Annotated in this window: 12 protein-coding genes and 1 pseudogene; 10 read left to right on the plus strand and 3 right to left on the minus strand. The window is 42.1% G+C overall.

Annotation, left to right across the window (positions count from 1 at the left end):
• Positions 1 to 278: 278 nt before the first annotated feature.
• The 3 genes and pseudogenes from AAEY87_RS06915 to AAEY87_RS06925 all read left to right on the plus strand — a co-directional run bounded on the left by AAEY87_RS06915 (position 279) and on the right by AAEY87_RS06925 (position 2,609).
• Positions 279 to 1,565 (plus strand): aspartate kinase, encoded by a 1,287-nt coding sequence (locus AAEY87_RS06915; RefSeq protein WP_068036227.1) that lies wholly within the window; start codon positions 279 to 281, stop codon positions 1,563 to 1,565.
• 396 nt (positions 1,566 to 1,961) lie between these two features.
• Positions 1,962 to 2,129: pseudogene (gene csrA / locus AAEY87_RS06920) on the plus strand (carbon storage regulator CsrA); the annotation flags it as partial.
• Between the two features lie 105 nt (positions 2,130 to 2,234).
• Positions 2,235 to 2,609: a HopJ type III effector protein gene (locus AAEY87_RS06925; protein ID WP_068036230.1), complete on the plus strand. Its 375-nt coding sequence runs from the start codon at positions 2,235 to 2,237 to the stop codon at positions 2,607 to 2,609.
• A 127-nt stretch (positions 2,610 to 2,736) separates the two neighbouring features.
• On the opposite strand, the gene AAEY87_RS06930 is transcribed toward AAEY87_RS06925, so the two are convergent.
• Together AAEY87_RS06930 and AAEY87_RS06935 are read right to left on the minus strand one after the other, a co-directional pair.
• On the minus strand, positions 2,737 to 3,048 hold the full coding sequence (locus AAEY87_RS06930; RefSeq protein WP_068036232.1) for a YeaC family protein: 312 nt from the start codon (positions 3,046 to 3,048) through the stop codon (positions 2,737 to 2,739).
• Positions 3,049 to 3,083: 35 nt separating this feature from the next.
• On the minus strand, positions 3,084 to 4,088 hold the full coding sequence (locus AAEY87_RS06935; protein ID WP_227514040.1) for an NAD(+) kinase: 1,005 nt from the start codon (positions 4,086 to 4,088) through the stop codon (positions 3,084 to 3,086).
• 361 nt (positions 4,089 to 4,449) lie between these two features.
• On the opposite strand from AAEY87_RS06935, the gene AAEY87_RS06940 reads away from it, so the two are divergent.
• Positions 4,450 to 5,172 carry a Bax inhibitor-1/YccA family protein gene (locus AAEY87_RS06940; protein WP_068036241.1) on the plus strand — a complete coding sequence of 241 codons (723 nt, stop codon included), beginning with the start codon at positions 4,450 to 4,452 and terminating at the stop codon, positions 5,170 to 5,172.
• A 124-nt stretch (positions 5,173 to 5,296) separates the two neighbouring features.
• Here AAEY87_RS06940 and AAEY87_RS06945 read toward each other — a convergent pair whose 3' ends face one another.
• Positions 5,297 to 8,137 (minus strand): heavy metal translocating P-type ATPase, encoded by a 2,841-nt coding sequence (locus tag AAEY87_RS06945; protein WP_350656520.1) that lies wholly within the window; start codon positions 8,135 to 8,137, stop codon positions 5,297 to 5,299.
• 503 nt (positions 8,138 to 8,640) lie between these two features.
• Here AAEY87_RS06945 and mrcB point away from each other — a divergent pair.
• The 6 genes from mrcB (at position 8,641) to purH (ending at position 16,886) form a co-directional block, all read left to right on the plus strand.
• Positions 8,641 to 11,121 carry a penicillin-binding protein 1B gene (gene mrcB, locus AAEY87_RS06950; protein ID WP_350656521.1) on the plus strand — a complete coding sequence of 827 codons (2,481 nt, stop codon included), beginning with the start codon at positions 8,641 to 8,643 and terminating at the stop codon, positions 11,119 to 11,121.
• Between the two features lie 65 nt (positions 11,122 to 11,186).
• Positions 11,187 to 12,026: a tetratricopeptide repeat protein gene (locus tag AAEY87_RS06955; RefSeq protein ID WP_350656522.1), complete on the plus strand. Its 840-nt coding sequence runs from the start codon at positions 11,187 to 11,189 to the stop codon at positions 12,024 to 12,026.
• Positions 12,027 to 12,170: 144 nt separating this feature from the next.
• Positions 12,171 to 13,097, plus strand: a complete 927-nt coding sequence (gene prmA / locus AAEY87_RS06960) for a 50S ribosomal protein L11 methyltransferase (protein ID WP_350656523.1) — start codon at positions 12,171 to 12,173, stop codon at positions 13,095 to 13,097.
• A gap of 201 nt (positions 13,098 to 13,298) precedes the next feature.
• Entirely contained in the window at positions 13,299 to 14,495 is a 1,197-nt protein-coding gene (locus AAEY87_RS06965; protein ID WP_350656524.1) for a zinc-ribbon domain-containing protein, read from the plus strand.
• Positions 14,496 to 14,739: 244 nt separating this feature from the next.
• Entirely contained in the window at positions 14,740 to 14,997 is a 258-nt protein-coding gene (fis, locus tag AAEY87_RS06970; protein ID WP_068039245.1) for a DNA-binding transcriptional regulator Fis, read from the plus strand.
• Positions 14,998 to 15,305: 308 nt separating this feature from the next.
• The gene (gene purH, locus AAEY87_RS06975) at positions 15,306 to 16,886 is read left to right on the plus strand and encodes a bifunctional phosphoribosylaminoimidazolecarboxamide formyltransferase/IMP cyclohydrolase (RefSeq protein ID WP_350656525.1); all 1,581 of its coding nucleotides are present in this window, start codon (positions 15,306 to 15,308) and stop codon (positions 16,884 to 16,886) included.
• The last annotated feature ends 215 nt before the right edge of the window (positions 16,887 to 17,101 follow it).

The following is a 17,101-nucleotide window of genomic DNA, read 5'->3' on the forward strand; positions in this document are numbered from 1 at the left end:
AGAACTGGGCAATTTATGCGATTGGTTATAACCGTTATAACCAATCGCCATATATCTAATAACTGCTATGACTTAATTTTAGCGCGCTAATATGGTATAAAGTATGGCGGTTAACCAACAAGTCAGTCTGCCATTAAAAATAATAGACAGTGGCGCAGTTTTTATAATCCGGCCTAATCATTATTGGCACTAGTCTAGAGCAATATGGATAAATAGACTCAGAACAGATTAATGCTAATAATTCACAGACAGTCATTGACGAATAATAGGTAAATTTTATGGCGTTAATAGTACAGAAATACGGCGGTACGTCGATGGGCAGTATCGACCGTATCAAAAACGTCGCCAAACGTGTCAAACGCTGGCACGATAATGGTCATCAAGTGGTCGTTGTGGTATCTGCCATGAGCGGTGAAACCAACCGTCTTATCGACTTAGCGCGTCAAATCAGTAACCAGCCTGATCCACGTGAATACGACCAAATGGTCTCTACTGGTGAGCAAGTGTCAATCTCACTACTAGCGATGGCAATTAAAGAGCTTGGCGTTGGTGCCCGCTCATTTACTGGCCGCCAAGTGGCGATCAAGACTGATGGCGCGCACAATAAAGCCCGTATCGAAAGCATCGATGATGAAAATATTCGCGAACAGCTAGATGCTGGTAACGTTGTTATCGTTGCAGGCTTTCAAGGTATAGACGAGCATGGCAACGCTACGACCTTAGGGCGTGGCGGCTCTGATACTACGGGCGTCGCCATTGCAGCTGCCTTGGGCGCTGATGAGTGTCAAATCTATACTGATGTCGATGGTGTTTATACCACTGACCCTCGCGTCACCTCAAAAGCCAAAAAGCTTGAAAAAATAACCTTTGAAGAAATGCTTGAGATGGCAAGTCTTGGCTCCAAAATCTTACAGATTCGTTCAGTAGAGTTCGCTGGTAAGTATGGTGTGCCCTTGCGTGTACTATCTAGCTTTGATGAAAATAACGACGGTAGTTTTGACCAAGATTTTCAAGACAATGTCGGCACCCTAATTACGATAGACGAAGGAGATAATATGGAACAGGCAGTTATTTCAGGTATCGCGTTCAACCGAGACGAAGCAAAAATTGTAGTACGCGGTGTACCTGATCATCCTGGTATCGCTTCTGCTATTCTAAGCCCGATTGGTCGCGCTAATATTGAAATCGATATGATTGTACAAAATCTTTCGGATCAAGGCACGACAGATTTCACCTTTACCGTCAATCGCGCTGACTTAGACAAAACTATGAAAGTGCTCAATGATGAGGTTAAAAACGAAATTGGTGCAAAAGAGATATTGGGCAATAGCGAAGTCGTCAAAGTCTCATTAGTTGGTGTTGGCATGCGTTCACACGCAGGTGTTGCTAGCCTCATGTTTCAGACTTTAGCTGAAAACAATATCAACATTCAAATGATATCGACCAGCGAAATCAAAGTGTCGGTTCTGATTCAAGATCAGCATTTAGAAAAAGCCGTTAAGTCATTACATACTGCATTTGGTCTTGACCGTGAAGATGGTGAAAGCAAAGTCGCTGGGCTGTAATTGTTATTAAAGACTTTCAAAAGTATAAGTTTAGCTTTAATTATTATTAATTAAGTGGCTATTGATTACTTTCAATAATATTTGAATGAAGAAATAGGGTCTTTTTAGATCCTATTTTTATTTTTTATTATTGCTAGGGTTAGTATTTACCTAATAGTTTTGTGAAAACCCGTGACAGTATCTATTATGCCACCTATAATGGGGGCTCATTTGGGCTAAATGAACCTACCTATCATCATCGCTTGTCGTGTAACACTTTGCGTACAGCATGAGTCACATATATAACTTTACAATTATTGTGAATAAGATTTATGTGCGACGGCGTAGCGATGATCTGCAATTGAGATGTAATGTAATGAGAAATAATTTCTTAATGCGACATAAGGAGTGTGACGCATGCTAATTTTGACACGCCGCGTGGGCGAGACGTTAATGATCGGTGATGAGGTCAGTGTGACTGTCCTAGGTGTTAAAGGCAATCAGGTGCGTATAGGCGTTAATGCACCTAAAGATATTGCTGTACACCGTGAAGAGATTTATCAACGTATCCAGCAGGAGCGTACTGTACAGTCGCAAATGCAGCATCTTGAGCAAGGCAACTTTGCGCCTTCATTCGATGATGAAGACTACTTTAATCGTTAATTTAACCTGCTTTGAGGTCATTTACTTATGAGTATCCGCCAATCAGACGTATCGGCTTTGCTTAATGGTTTGAACAAAAAAGCCATTGGATTTAATGATGTGATCAGTTTTATCGATGATTTTTATCGCTACGCACCAGCGCCATTTGTGAATGGTATGGTGCATAATGAAGCTGGTGAAAACGAAGGTAGTGCTAAAGTTTTTGGCTTTGCTAAGCATCATGGCTTAGACCAACTGGACACGCTAAAGCTGTTCGGCGAGCATTATGAAAAGGTTAAAGCAACGCCAAATGGTACTGATCATGCCAACATACGTAATTTTTTACATTGGGGCTGGCAAGGGTTTTTGATGCAAAAAAATCCGCTTACTTTACGTCCAAACGTAGATACTACTGCGTTATAAGCCATAGTAATTCGTCTGTCTCGTTCTAAATGTGACAACTCATTTTAGAACAGGACAGTCAACATAAAAAAGCCACGCTATCATCATAGCGTGGCTTTTTTATGTTGACTAATTACAGTTATTCGTCTTATTTATTTCGAAATTTGACTGGCTGAATCGCACCTTTAGGGTTAGGCATATTCGGGTAATGATGTTCATGCTCCACATCACACTCAGCACCAACGATTGAACCATCGTCTTTTACTGGTTTGTGTATGAAGCCAGTACGCTCGGCAGGAGGTAGATGTTCATGCTCCCAAACCATCACTGCCTGCATGCAAGTAGCGCGTTGCTCAGCACTCAACTTAGCGCCATCAGGCCATTTTCCCAACTCAATAGCTACACGGAATTTATCAACCACTTCCGGTGTTAAACTTGCTAATATCGTTTCTTTATCCATGTTTCCTACTCTCCACTACTATTATTTAGATGCGCTTATTCATCGTCTATAATATCATCATCACTATCAAGACTGAATTCTTCGGCATGTACGTTCCAGTGCAACTTAGTACGGCAAGCTTCATAAAAGTCAAAACCTGGTGGATGCAGTAAAGTAAGCTTATCTGGATGTTTACGAATATATAGACGCTGCTCTTGCTCCAAGGGCACACTTGCCTTGCCATCAGCACTGACCATTGGCTGCGTACGATTGTCTTCATGAATACGAATACAAACTTCACTATTGCCACTGACCACAATCGGTCTACTTGACAAGGTATGGGGATGCATAGGTACCAAACATATTGCATCCATACTGGGATGAATAATTGGGCCACCACCAGACAGCGCATAAGCTGTTGAACCTGTAGGCGTCGCAGCAATCAAACCATCGCTATGCTGGCGATAAACATCTTGACCATCAATTTTCATCTGAAAATCAATCATATGTACCGATTTGCCCGCATGCAACACTATGTCGTTAAGCGCCATGTCTTCATGAATAATATTGCGCCCTTCTCTTATCTCCATGGTCAATAAGAATCTGTGATCCAGCTGATAGTCGCCCATTAGCACTTGGCGCAATTTAAAAGCCGCTTCATTAGGCTTTACATCAGCCAAAAACCCAAGACGACCACGGTTAACACCTAACACAGGTACGCGGTAACGTGCCAGCGCTTCAGCGGCATGCAAAATAGAACCGTCACCACCTACTACGATGACTAAGTCACAAATCTCGCCAATCAAACTACGCTTGACGATTTTAACTTTTTCTATTTCAGATAAATCTAACGTAGGTAGGTTAGACGTTTGTATGTCCATAATTAACGTCAAACCCATCTCATTAATGGTTTGCGCAATTTGTACAAGGCTTTGGGTCACGCTACGTTTTCCAGCTCGACCCATCAGCCCAATACGCCGAAAGGCAGGATTTTTGATGGCGTGAAATAGCTCTGATTCGTGTAGATGCGGCAATCTTGCGGACTGCGCTGAGTTTTCCATAAAACGACTCGGCATAACTGTAAAGTACCAGGCAATGATAGCGATAAATGAGCGCTTAAACTAGCATGTTTTATCAATTATCGTTGTTAACTGTCGTAATCGACCCCATATAATAACTATCGTACGCATTTTTTAGGCGTTTTCGTTTGGCTACTCAACAACACTGTATGTATTAACCGATAAGCATACATTAGCTGATAAGCAACTCAATAGTTGCATTAGACCTTAGCAGTTGTCGTGCAAACCTTGGCAGTTATCGTGCGAACGTTGTCACGCAAACACAGTTGACAATAATAGCGGTTTTGCTAGAGTAGCTGACATCTGTATTATTTTATTTATATTTTTTATTAAGGATACATGTATGGCCAATCCTATTGTGAGTCGCGCAGAACTTGCAGTCGGCGGTGCTCCGATGACTGTTAAAGGCGTGATACAAAAGACCAGTTTATTGCTTGGGCTATCGGCTATCACTGGTGTGGGATTTTTCTTTTATGCACTAATGGCAGGTCTATCGCAAAGTTTTATTACTATGGCGGCGTTTGGTAGTATGTTCGCCGCTTTTGGTCTAGCCATTTTTATTACCTTTAAACCGCAAAAAGCCAAAACTTTGGCTGTGCCTTATGCGCTGTTAGAAGGTATCTTTTTAGGTGGTATCTCGCTGTTTTTCATGAGAATGTACCCAAGCGTTCCTGTTACCGCTATGTGTGCGACCTTTGTCACCGCTGCAGTAATGCTTGGACTATATCGTTCTGGGCTTGTTAAAGTGACTGAAAAGTTCCGCTCAATAGTAACATCAGCTTTGATTGCCATCATGCTAGTTTACGTTGCGCAGTGGGTTCTTTCTTTAGCGTTTGGTTCAAGCTTACCATTCCTATTTGAAGGTGGCGTTATTGCTATCGGCTTTAGTCTATTTGTGATTGTTATTGCTTCTTTCACTCTTTTATTGGATTTTGACAATATTGAGCGCGGTGTAGCAGCGGGTGTGTCTGAAGACTACGAATGGTTATTCAGCATTGGTATTCTTGCGACTCTAGTATGGATGTACATTGAGTTTATGCGTCTACTAAGTTATCTACAGGACTAATAGAAAGAGCTGTCTAGTAATTATTCTACACAAAAAAACCGCCTTTAATAATAGGCGGTTTTTTTATGGATCAAACTAAACGATCATAGTATAGATAATCATACTTCCTAGAATTAATATCATATTAAGCACGTTTTAGACGCAGTGCATTTAATACTACCAGTAATGAGCTTAGTGACATACCAATAGCAGCAAGCCAAGGCGGTACATAGCCTAAAGCTGCTGGTATTAATACACTACCATTATAAATAAGGGCCCAGCGGAAGTTCTGTTTAATAATACGTTCGGTTTTATTAGCGATACGCTTGGCGGCAGTAATAGCTTCGATTTGACCGTTTAGTATAATGCTGTCGCTAGATACTTGTGCCAAATCTGCCGCACCAGCAATTGAAGTTGAGACATCTGCCGCTGCTAATACGGGCGCATCATTAATGCCATCACCAACCATCAACACTACCGCGCCTTTAGCTTGCATTGCTTGAATGTGATTGACCTTATCAGTTGGAGATAGACCATTATGTGCTGACTGCATTCCTAAACTCTCAGCCATCACTAGCGCCTGCGGACTTGGATCACCCGTAAGCATTACAGACTCGAGACCCAGCCCTTTGAGCGTATCAAGCATCGATTTGGCGCTATCACGCACCTTATCGTTAAAGTAAAAGCATGCCAGCGCTTGCCATACGTTTGAGCCATCTTGCTGACAAGATAACACTACTGCTGAGCTGGCACGATGGGCAACTAAATCAATAACTGGCTCATCAATTAATGTTGTACTTGAATCATTATTGATTCTATCTAAAGCAAAATCTACATGCCCGATTCGGTATAGCACACCATCAATCATCGCTTCTACCCCGCCCGCTGGATAGTGCTGTAAAACTTGAGTAGACGGCAAATGCAACTGATAAGCAGCTGTAAGCAGCGCATGAGCAATAGGATGCCGACTACCTACCTCTAAAGCAGCAGCGATTGCTAATACGTCATCTTTTTGCTCAGCTGGCTCCAAATCGTAAATTTTATTTTGGCTTATAGGGTTTAACAGCTCAATATTTAATAGATTCGGCTTACCATAAGTGAGTGTACCCGTTTTATCGAAAGCCACATGGGTGATTTCAGCCAATGTTTGTAGCGTATGCCCACGAGTCGTTAGAAAGCCATAGCTGGCCAAGCGATTGGTCGAGACGGTCAATGCAATTGGAGTGGCTAATGACAGTGCGCAAGGACAAGTCGCTACCAAAACTGCAACGGTTGCCCAAATCGCTTGGCTTGGGTCAACGATGTACCAACCGATAAAAACCAGTGCCGATAACACTAAAATGCGCGCGACAAACCAACGTGCCAGCTTGTCCGCTTGTTGGGCAAGCTTGGGCTTTTCACTCATGGCACGGTTCATAAGCCTATCGATCAAGCCTATTTGACTATCTTGTGGCAGTGCAGTGACCAGCATTTCAAACGGTTGACTGTCGTTTTGTGCGCCGCCAACGATATAGTCACCTTGGGCTTTGACAATCAAGTCACCCTCACCCGTTAGCAAGCTCTGCGAGACTGTTGCTGTTGAGCTGAGCAAAATACCATCACTAATAATTTCAGATCCAGCTTCAACCATAATGATGTCACCCACTTGCAAGCTATGGGCTGTCACCATCTGTTTTTCTTCTGCTTCATCTTTTAGTTTTGAGAGCTCTAGGCGTTGATTGCGTGTCTGCTGCCAGTCTTGTGCAATACGAGTTGTTAACTTATGGACGTTAGCGTCTATACGCTTCATAAAGTCGGGCGTAGATTTTGGCGTGAGGCTTGATAGGTTTTGAGCATCTAACTCGTTAATAGCTTCATTAACAATTAAATCATTGGTCTGAACAATAAAACCTTCGTTTACCTCATTAAGCTCAAGCTCATTTTCCGCTAACATTTTCAAAATAAGCGCTGCAGCTTCTTGGTCTTCAGCGACCTTTTGTACCAATACTGGCTCGACTACGACTAAGTCATTGGCCATAGTCGCTGCTTTTAGACGCGCATTATGCTCAATATAACGCCCTGCTAGTAGGAAGAAGATAAACATACTGACCGAATCATAGTACGTTTCTCCTTGCCCGGTAATAGTGGCATAGAGACTGGCAAAGAAAGTGACGATCAAGGCAATACTGACCGGCACATCCATATTGACTTGACGCGCCCGAACCGCCGACCAAGCTGATGTGAAAAAAGGAATTCCGGCGTAAAAGAACACAGGCGTACTAACAAATAAGGATACCCAACGTAAAAAATCACGCTGAAATATCAACATGTCACTATATTCACCAAAGTAAATCGCAACGGCATACATCATCGCTTGCATCGAACCTAGTGCAGCAATTCCTAGCCTTAATAGCATTTGATTATTATGACGCGCCAGCATAGCCTCATGAGTATCTTGCCGATAAGGCTTTGCTTCATAGCCGATCTCATTAATGACCGCTAAGATACGGCTAATAGGCAGCTTAGTCTCATCCCAAATAACTCGCATGCGCTGATTGGTTAAATTCACCTGACATTTACTGATACCATCTAACTCATCTAGACGCGATTCGATTAGCCAAGTGCAGGCAGCGCAGCGTAGATTATTCACAGATAATTCCGCGACTGACAGGCCATCTTGCGCATAGACAAACTGTGACTTTATCTCATCATGATCGTAGGCTTCAAGGCGAGTCAGCTGGGTTGGCAAGCTTGCTGTACGATTAATTTCTGAGCGGTCAAGGTAATACTGCTCAAGACCCGCTTCTACAATGCTTTGCGCGGCCAATTGGCAACCCATACAGCACATCTCACGTGACTTACCCAATATCTCAGCATAGAATGGTGGCTGCGGTACCGGATCGCCGCAGTGAAAGCAGTGACCAGCGAGTGGCAATACCAAGCCTTCGGTAATAGAATTATCTTCATAAGATGTAGTCGATGATATTGATGACGAGGCACTAGACATAGTCGCGCTTACTTCCTTTAGATAAACTGGCCTTTAATACACTGGCTTTAGATACATTAGCTTTAAATACATTGTGTTGCATTAGTATTGCTTAAGTTAGACCGCGTTTAAGCCTAACAATAAATCAGCCACTACTGGCAAAGTAACAGCTGATAATCCACACAAAAAACACCCTTTCCAAACATATAGACTGTATCCTATATGGCACTTACCAAACTCATTAAAAGCCACAGTCAGTGCAATATAAAATGCATAAAGTGCCAAAAGCATTTAGTCTGCTAAATGCAGAGCTTTCACTGCTTTTATTTTTTTCCAAATCATATTGAAACGACTATCACAAAGCTTTATTTAGTTAATTAATATTGTGATATTAGACGCTATACTTATTATACACCTTCCCAGCTAAACCCTAATGAATCCTTAAGTCGATGATGATAGATTGAAAATTTTGTCAATTTGCGTCATTATGAGGCAGTTTTTTATCCCAATACGGTGCGTTATCAGTGCAAAAATCTAATCCTAAGCTACCACAATCGTCTAAGTCTGCTATTAGTACTCTACCCTCGCAACAGCGCGGTATTGTATTTAGCAGTATCTTATTAATTATTGTCATCGTTGGCATGGTTTTATTGGCGCTGTATTTAGTCAAGCTTGATCGTACTATTACCCAAAAATTTGAAGGCAAGCGCTGGGATATTCCTGCTAAGGTATATTCACAACCACTTGAGCTTTATCAAGGTGCTGCCGTTGATAACGACACCATGAAAAAATGGCTAGAGCTGCTTAATTATCGTAGCAATAAAGCCTATGATCGCACCGGTAGCTTCCATAAATCAGGCAATAACTACTTTATCCATACGCGTGGATTTACCTATAGTGCGAATGATGTTGATAAAGAACAAGTTATCAAAATGACCATTGCGGATAATAAGATTCAGACGATTCAAAGTACTGAACAAAATAAGACTGGTATTATTCGTCTTGAACCTGTGAATATTGGCGGCATTTATCCTGATAGCAATGAAGATCGTATGGTCGTCTCGTTAGATGATGTGCCACAGCCATTGATTGATGCTTTAATCGCTACCGAAGATCGCGGTTTCTATGAACATAAAGGGGTATCCATACGTGGTATCGCTCGCGCCGTACTTAACAATTTCTCTGGCGGCTCTATGCAGGGCGGCTCGACCATCACCCAACAGCTTATCAAGAACTTTTATCTTAACTCTGATCGTACCCTGAAACGCAAAGCCAATGAGGCATTGATGGCAGTGCTGCTAGAGTTGCATTATAGTAAAGATGAAATCCTGCAAACCTATCTGAATGAGATCTATCTGGGTCAAAATGGCAACCGCTCTATCAATGGTTTTGGCTTGGCATCACAATTTTATTTTAATCAACCACTCAATGAGCTACGTTTAGATCAGCAAGCCATGTTAGTAGGTATGGCAAAGGGGCCAAGCGTTTATAATCCACGCCGTCATCCAAACGACTCAAAGGCACGCCGTGATATAGTGCTCAATAACATGCTAGAAATGGGTAGTATTAGTCAAGAGGACTACGATAAAGCGTTAGAAAAGCCTCTTGGTGTTGTTGATAAGCCTGTTGAAGGTAAAAGCCAATTTCCAGACTTTTTGGATATCGTCAAGCGTGAACTTAATGAAGTGTACTACTCTGATGACCTCAAAAATGAAGGTCTTACTATCATTAGTACCCTCGACCCTATTGCTCAATTAGCTGCTGATAAAGCTGTTGATAAGAAACTGGGTGAACTACGCCGTAATAGTAGTAAGACTAAGGATCTACAAGGAGCATTAGTCAGTGCGAACCCTGAAACGGGCGAGCTGGTCGCAGTAGTTGGTAGTGGTAGTGAGTTTACTGGCTTTAACCGTGCCGTTGATGCTAAGCGTCAAGTTGGTTCGCTGTTAAAACCTGTTATCTATATGACGGCGCTTGAAAGCGGTCGCTATAATTTAGCCAGCTCCGTTGATGACTCACCGATTACAGTCAATCTAGGTGACGGTACTAAATGGAACCCTAAAAATTATGACAATCGCGACCACGGCTATGTGCCGTTAACCACTGCACTGGCTAAATCGTATAACCAAAGTACGGTACGCTTAGGCATGGAATTCGGTATTGATACATTTGCCAAGCAGCTGCGCCGTCTAGGTATTGAAGAAAAAATTCCTGCGTATCCATCCGCATTATTAGGCTCAGTTAACTTAAGTCCAATGGATATGCTTGGCGTTTACCAAGTCTTTGCGACTGGTGGCTTTCGTACTCCTATTCACAGCATTCGTACTGTTATTGATGATCGCGGGCGTATCTTGCAGCGTACTGGTCTTAATACACAGCGTAGTATACCGCCTGAAACCAACTACCTAACTAACTATGCGCTACAACAAGTAGTGAAAGATGGAACCGCTAAACGTGTCCAATCACTTGGTAGCGATTTAAATCTAGCGGGCAAGACAGGTACGACTAATGACTACCGTGACGCCTGGTTTGCAGGCTATAGCGGCAACTACGTAAGCGTTGTCTGGGTTGGACGTGATGACAATAAACCAATCGGACTTAGCGGCGGCACAGGTGCCCTACCAGTATGGGTCGATTATATGAATCGCCTAAAGTTGACACCCGTATCCATGCCAGAACCTGAAGGCATTGAATGGCTGTGGCTTGAAAACAACTCTGGCAAGCTGTCCAATGAACGTTGTGCATCGGCACGATATTTACCAGTCATGTCGGCATACTTACCAGAGGAAGCCAGTAGTTGTGCAATTTCTTTGTACCAGCAAGATCAAGCACGTGATCAGATGCAATGGCAAGATGAGCAAGGCTCGATGAATCAGCAGCGTCAGCGTGAAGGTTTAGATATACCAAATAGTGAGGTAATCAACCCGAATGAGGAAAATGGCGATAATGGTGATACTCAAAGACGTACTGACACTTGGTACGATAGAGCGCTTGAGTGGTTCTAATAAATTGTTTGATTAACTATCAGTTCATACTGTTATTTAAAATTACATAGAATAAGGGGTTTGACATGGCGGCATCTATGCAGCAGCAATACTTGGCAGTACTGAATGACACACACAGAGGATTGGGCAAATTATTACTAGTATCAACTGCGCTCATCGGTACTTTAACGTTAAGTGCTTGTCAGACCGCGCCTTCAGCTCCTAACAGTACCGGTGCAGGCGCAACAACGACTACGATTAATATTCCTCAAGGGTCTATAACTAACCGTAATGATGCCAGTAAAACAGCTGACTACTCTAGTGAGCCTTATACAGCACCCGCTGAAACTACTAGAACGCCAGCAAATCCTCCTTACTCTGAGCCCCAAACCATACCCAGATCTGAGAGCAGTACAACTACCAACAATCCTTTAACCCAGCAAACACCGATAATAGAACAACCAGAAATCATATTTAACGAGCCAGTGTACACCCCACCACGTGATGATTATATGATCTCGCAACCGCCCGCTACACCTTCACATAATGAGCTATTAGAGCAAGCACGTCAGAATTCGCAGCAGCAAAGCCGTAAACCTACTAGCAATCAAAGCAACTTGCCAGCATTTCGTAATCTGATGCAAACAGGCACTAATCAGCTTAAATCAGGTAATTTGACCGCTGCTGAAAACAGCTTTACGCGTGCTCAACGTCTAGCACCTAGATCTTCAGCGGTTTATTTTTACCTGTCACAAGTTGCTCTGAAGAAGGGACAGCCACGTAAAGCCGAAGCGATGGCACGTCGTGGCCTGACAGTTTCTGAAGATGACAGTCGTCGCCGTGCGTTATGGCAGCTTATCTTACGATCAGGTCAACAACAGAACAATTCACGCGTTGTAAGAGAGGCACAATTAGCTCTTAAGTAGTCATTATCGCAGTTTATTTTCAATGCAACAGACAAAGAAAAACTTGCTAGCTGCGTATAATAATGAATGTGTTTATTGTATTTTTTATAAACAATAATTATTCATTTTTCTTCAATTTATTCTAATTTAATTAAGGTTACTTTTATGGCATGGCAACAACTTCACCTACAATGTGAAAAAGCAAACGTCGATCTTGCAGAAGCGCTGTTATTAGAAGCAGGCGCCCTATCTATTGCGTTAGACGATGCAGGTGATCAGCCTTTGTTCGAACCATTACCGGGCGAATCACCCTTATGGGATGAAGTAATACTGACTGGTCTCTTTGATGCTACTACCGAAATTGGGAGTCGACAAGCTGTTGAGCAACTAAGTCATGAGATTGCAGCACAAGTACAGGCCAGTCGCATTTGGCTAAGCGCTGTTGATGATAAAGACTGGGAGCGCGAATGGATGACTCATTATCATCCAATCGAATGCGCTAACGGCTTATGGATCGTTCCAAACTGGCTAACGCCACCTGATGCAGATGCCATTAACATTATTATGGACCCGGGACTTGCCTTTGGAACAGGTTACCATGCCACTACACGCCTATGTTTAGATTGGCTGACTGAACAAGACCTACAAGATAAAGTCGTCATCGATTATGGTTGTGGCTCAGGCATCTTAGGTGTTGGCGCATTGCTATTAGGTGCCAAACATGTCTATGCGGTCGATATCGATCCGCAGGCGGTGCTGGCTACTAACCAAAATGCTGCACGCAATAATGTCGATGAACACTTGCAAGCATTTTTGCCAGAAGATTTCGTGGCCTACTGCGCACAACATGATGTCGTTCCAGTGGATGTTATTGTAGCCAACATTCTAGCCAAGCCCCTCATCGGCTTAGCTCCTTACTTTGCAACTTTAATTGCCTCACAAGGACGCATAGTTCTAGCAGGATTAATTGAGTCACAAACTGAGCAAGTTTCAGAAGCTTACAAGCCTTATTTTGCCCTTGATTCTAAACATGCTTTCACTGCTCAAGAAGATCAGCATTGGCAACGTTTATCAGGAACGTTTACACAGTAGCAATACCTAATAGTTTTGTTTACACACTAGCAACACTTTATTACATCTGTTACGATAGGCAGTCAGTTGAATTTTGCAAACTTAACGCTGCTCCCCTATTGTCTATCGCTATAAAGATGCCTAATAATATCTAAAAAATAAGACAGGTTTTGGTGAGTGGATGCGCGATAGTTACTATCGTATTTCTTTGGACTCAATTACATGACCACGCTCATCAAAACCCAATGTCCTTCTTGCCAAGCCTACTTTAGTTTACCGCAAGCTCAATTAAATGAGCTAAATGCGAAAGCACGCTGTGGACGCTGTCAACAAGTATTTTTAGTAAATGAAAATCTTGTGGTCTCTGGTGATGATCGTTCAAATACCGATAGCAATTTCACCTCTTTTGAAAAAAGCAAAAATAACAATTCTCAGCAGGATAATAATTTTTTATCCTCTGATACTCTTATCTATGATGATATGCCCGTTGACGATATTGAAGAGTCAAACTCAGAATATAACTCGCTAGATGAAATGAGTGCATGGTTTTCTGAGCTGGATACTACAAATCTAGATTCTGAACCAACAGACTCTAAACCAGCCACTACTGTGGATAATCAGTCTAATATCGAGCCTAACGATCAAGATACTTTATTTGAAGAATCAGATTATGTTGTCAACACTAGGCCTCAATATAATATCGGTTCAGTCGCCGCTAATGATATCAATGCTTCTATCGACAATATTAATATGTCCAATGACAACGATAATGCATGGCTTGAAAAACTCCTTGAAGAACAAAACAATGATACAAACACGATAGAGTCTGACACTGATTTATCGCAGCTATTAGCTAGCATGGGCGTACCACTTAGAGATCAAACTCAAATTAGCCCTAAGCAAATAAGCAATGGTCAGTCACGTATCTACCCATCACAAACTCTTGCACAAACTTCTGCCGCTTCGATCCTTTGGGTAGCCGGCTGCTTAGTCTTGATAATGCTATTGTTTGCACAATATGTTATTTTTAATCTAGATAACATAGTCAAAAACCCAGCGCATGCAGCACGCTTACAAGCAGTTTGCGCAGTCGCAGCTTGCAGCCTACCTAGTGCTGACATGGCAGCTTTTGATATTACTGATTTGGTTTATAAACCTAGTGATATTATGGATGCTGATGTATTTACTGATATAACAGCCACTTTGGCAAACCAAAGCACAAAGTCCCAGCTCCTACCTAGTCTCAAAGTTAGCATTTATGACAATAACGCTCTAACTGGAGAGTTCATTGCGCTGCCAAAGGACTATCTAGCAAGTAAGCAAAATCTACTATTCGCTGAACAAAACAAATCATTTATGTTTACAGTACCAGTTACCATCAATCATATTAGTAAAGTTACTATCAACCCTATTTATTAAAAAGCTTCATATCTCCAACCTAATACTTATATTAATATTCAGTTGAGCGACTAGTTATCTTTTTGTCTATGACCTTTGTCGTATCACACTTTTTTAAGGACATCACCTTATGGCACACTCCGCTCAATCCTTTGCCAACCGTTTTGCCCAGCATCCTGATTGCCATAACAACTATGATGATCAGGACAGTACTAATCAACCAACCACTGATACACAGAATCGTTTGGATAGCGCAGACAATCATATGCACAGTGATACGACACTTACTCCAGCGAATGCGCCTTTACGTGTGCATGTTGAACGCGTAGTACGTGAGTATTTTGCGGCCTTGGATGATGAAATGCCAACCGACTTTTACGAGCTCATCTTAAAAGAAGTAGAACTCCCCCTACTAACTGTAGTACTTGAGCAAACTCGTGGAAATCAAACCAAATGCGCTCAAATTTTGGGCCTTAATCGTGGCACACTACGCAAAAAACTTAAAATCTACGATTTAATGTAGTTGATTGTATAGAAATTAGTATTTATGCTCTAAAATGATATTGAGTTTTGTGTAAATTGGTCAGATGTTTTATCATAGGCATCGTGATTTTTGAAGCTCTATCCATTCAATGCTAGTCATGCCTAAGTAATGCATAGCTAGCTGCGAACATTAAGCTCTAAACACTGAAACTTAATTATTAAGCTTACAACATTAAGCTTTATCATTATTGTGCATGGCAACTCATAGATTAGACGTAACTCTATCTGTGACTGCCACTACTATCTTGCCGGACGTTTGTGTCGGGCTTTTTTTATGGAATCGTTTTTATGGCTACCAAACCGCTTGCTCTACTCTCAGTCTCTGATAAGTCCAATATCGTAGAATTTGCTCAGGGGCTTATTCAGTCAGGATTTGACTTACTATCCACTGGCGGTACTTATCGTTTGCTCAAAGAGCATAATGTGGCCGTGACTGAAGTATCAGATTATACTGGTTTCCCTGAAATGATGGATGGCCGTGTCAAAACGCTACACCCAAAGATTCATGGTGGTATTTTAGGTCGCCGTGGTACAGATGATGCGATTATGAGTTCACATAGTATTGATCGTATCGATTTGGTCGTGGTTAACCTTTATCCATTTGCTGAAACAATTGCTCGTGTTGATGTCACTATGAACGATGCTATTGAAAACATCGATATTGGTGGTCCGACTATGGTACGTTCTGCTGCTAAGAACCATGCCCACGTAGGTATTGTTACCGATCCAGCCGATTATGAACGAGTACTGGTAGCCTTAGGTAATGGCACAGAACTGACAACGGCCTTACGCTATGACTTAGCGGTTAAAGCGTTTGAACATACGGCACAATACGATGGGATGATTGCTAACTTTTTGGGTAGTCGTGTCAATGAAACTCAACAGCCAGAGAATTTTTCAAGAACGTTTAATGTGCAGCTTGAAAAAGCACAGGACCTACGCTATGGCGAAAACCCACATCAAAATGCTGCCTTCTATATAGAAAGCCAACCTTCAAAAAGTAAACAAGCTTCTATAGCAACAGCCGAGCAATTACAAGGCAAAGCATTATCTTATAATAATATCGCCGATACTGATGCTGCCCTTGAATGCGTCAAAGCATTTAGTGCACCTGCTTGCGTAATCGTCAAGCACGCTAACCCTTGCGGTGTCGCCATTGATAACGACCAAGTAGCGGCTTATCAAACTGCTTTTAGCACGGATCCTGAATCTTCTTTCGGTGGCATTATTGCCTTTAACCGCCCATTAACACTTGCCGCAGCAAAAGCCATTATTGACAATCAATTCGTAGAAGTTATTATTGCGCCAAGTATTGAAGCAGGTGTACTCGAAGCGACTGCGACTAAGAAAAACGTACGCGTCTTAGTTTGCGGTGAACTACCAGCATCAGATCAGCGCGACATCCAACTTGACTATAAGCGCGTCAACGGTGGCCTGTTGGTGCAAGAACAGGATCTCGGTTTGATCACTGCTAATGATTTGAAAATCGTCACTGACGTACAACCAACTGAAGCACAAATTGCTGATCTGTTATTTAGTTGGAACGTAGCAAAATACGTCAAATCCAACGCTATCGTTTATGCTAAAGGTCAGCGCACTATTGGTGTTGGTGCAGGTCAAATGAGCCGGGTAAACTCAGCACGTATCGCTGCTATCAAAGCTGAGCATGCTGGATTAGCAACTGAAGGTGCTGTCATGGCCTCAGATGCCTTCTTCCCGTTCCGTGATGGCATAGATAACGCTGCTGCAGTAGGGATTTCTGCTATCATCCAGCCAGGTGGCTCTATGCGTGATGATGAAACCATTGCTGCAGCAAATGAGCATGGTATTGCTATGGTATTTACAGGTATGCGCCATTTCCGTCATTAAAGTTTTCGGTAGTGTGTCAAAAAGTATGCTGATTAAAATTTGAACAATTCTTGAAGCCTTGAAAGTCCTATAGAATCAGAGAACTTAGCATAGATTTCTTATTGACTTTTATCGCCAGCATACTTTTTAGAACACCACCAAATTTTCATGTACAAAATGCTAAAGCAGTATTAATAGCAGCACTTCATATAAGTACTGCTATTAATTGATATATA

Origin of the sequence: Psychrobacter sp. S1-30-MNA-CIBAN-0213, assembly GCF_040309845.1 — a bacterium.
Lineage (GTDB): Bacteria > Pseudomonadota > Gammaproteobacteria > Pseudomonadales > Moraxellaceae > Psychrobacter.

Coding starts and splice junctions, on each gene's coding strand:
- prmA (WP_350656523.1), top strand. CDS start 12,171: ATGGCATGGCAACAACTTCACCTACAATGTGAAAAAGCAAACGTCGAT.
- AAEY87_RS06925 (WP_068036230.1), top strand. CDS start 2,235: ATGAGTATCCGCCAATCAGACGTATCGGCTTTGCTTAATGGTTTGAAC.
- fis (WP_068039245.1), top strand. CDS start 14,740: ATGCACAGTGATACGACACTTACTCCAGCGAATGCGCCTTTACGTGTG.
- AAEY87_RS06930 (WP_068036232.1), bottom strand. CDS start 3,048: ATGGATAAAGAAACGATATTAGCAAGTTTAACACCGGAAGTGGTTGAT.
- AAEY87_RS06955 (WP_350656522.1), top strand. CDS start 11,187: ATGGCGGCATCTATGCAGCAGCAATACTTGGCAGTACTGAATGACACA.
- AAEY87_RS06965 (WP_350656524.1), top strand. CDS start 13,299: ATGACCACGCTCATCAAAACCCAATGTCCTTCTTGCCAAGCCTACTTT.
- AAEY87_RS06935 (WP_227514040.1), bottom strand. CDS start 4,088: ATGGAAAACTCAGCGCAGTCCGCAAGATTGCCGCATCTACACGAATCA.
- purH (WP_350656525.1), top strand. CDS start 15,306: ATGGCTACCAAACCGCTTGCTCTACTCTCAGTCTCTGATAAGTCCAAT.
- AAEY87_RS06940 (WP_068036241.1), top strand. CDS start 4,450: ATGGCCAATCCTATTGTGAGTCGCGCAGAACTTGCAGTCGGCGGTGCT.
- AAEY87_RS06915 (WP_068036227.1), top strand. CDS start 279: ATGGCGTTAATAGTACAGAAATACGGCGGTACGTCGATGGGCAGTATC.
- AAEY87_RS06945 (WP_350656520.1), bottom strand. CDS start 8,137: ATGTCTAGTGCCTCGTCATCAATATCATCGACTACATCTTATGAAGAT.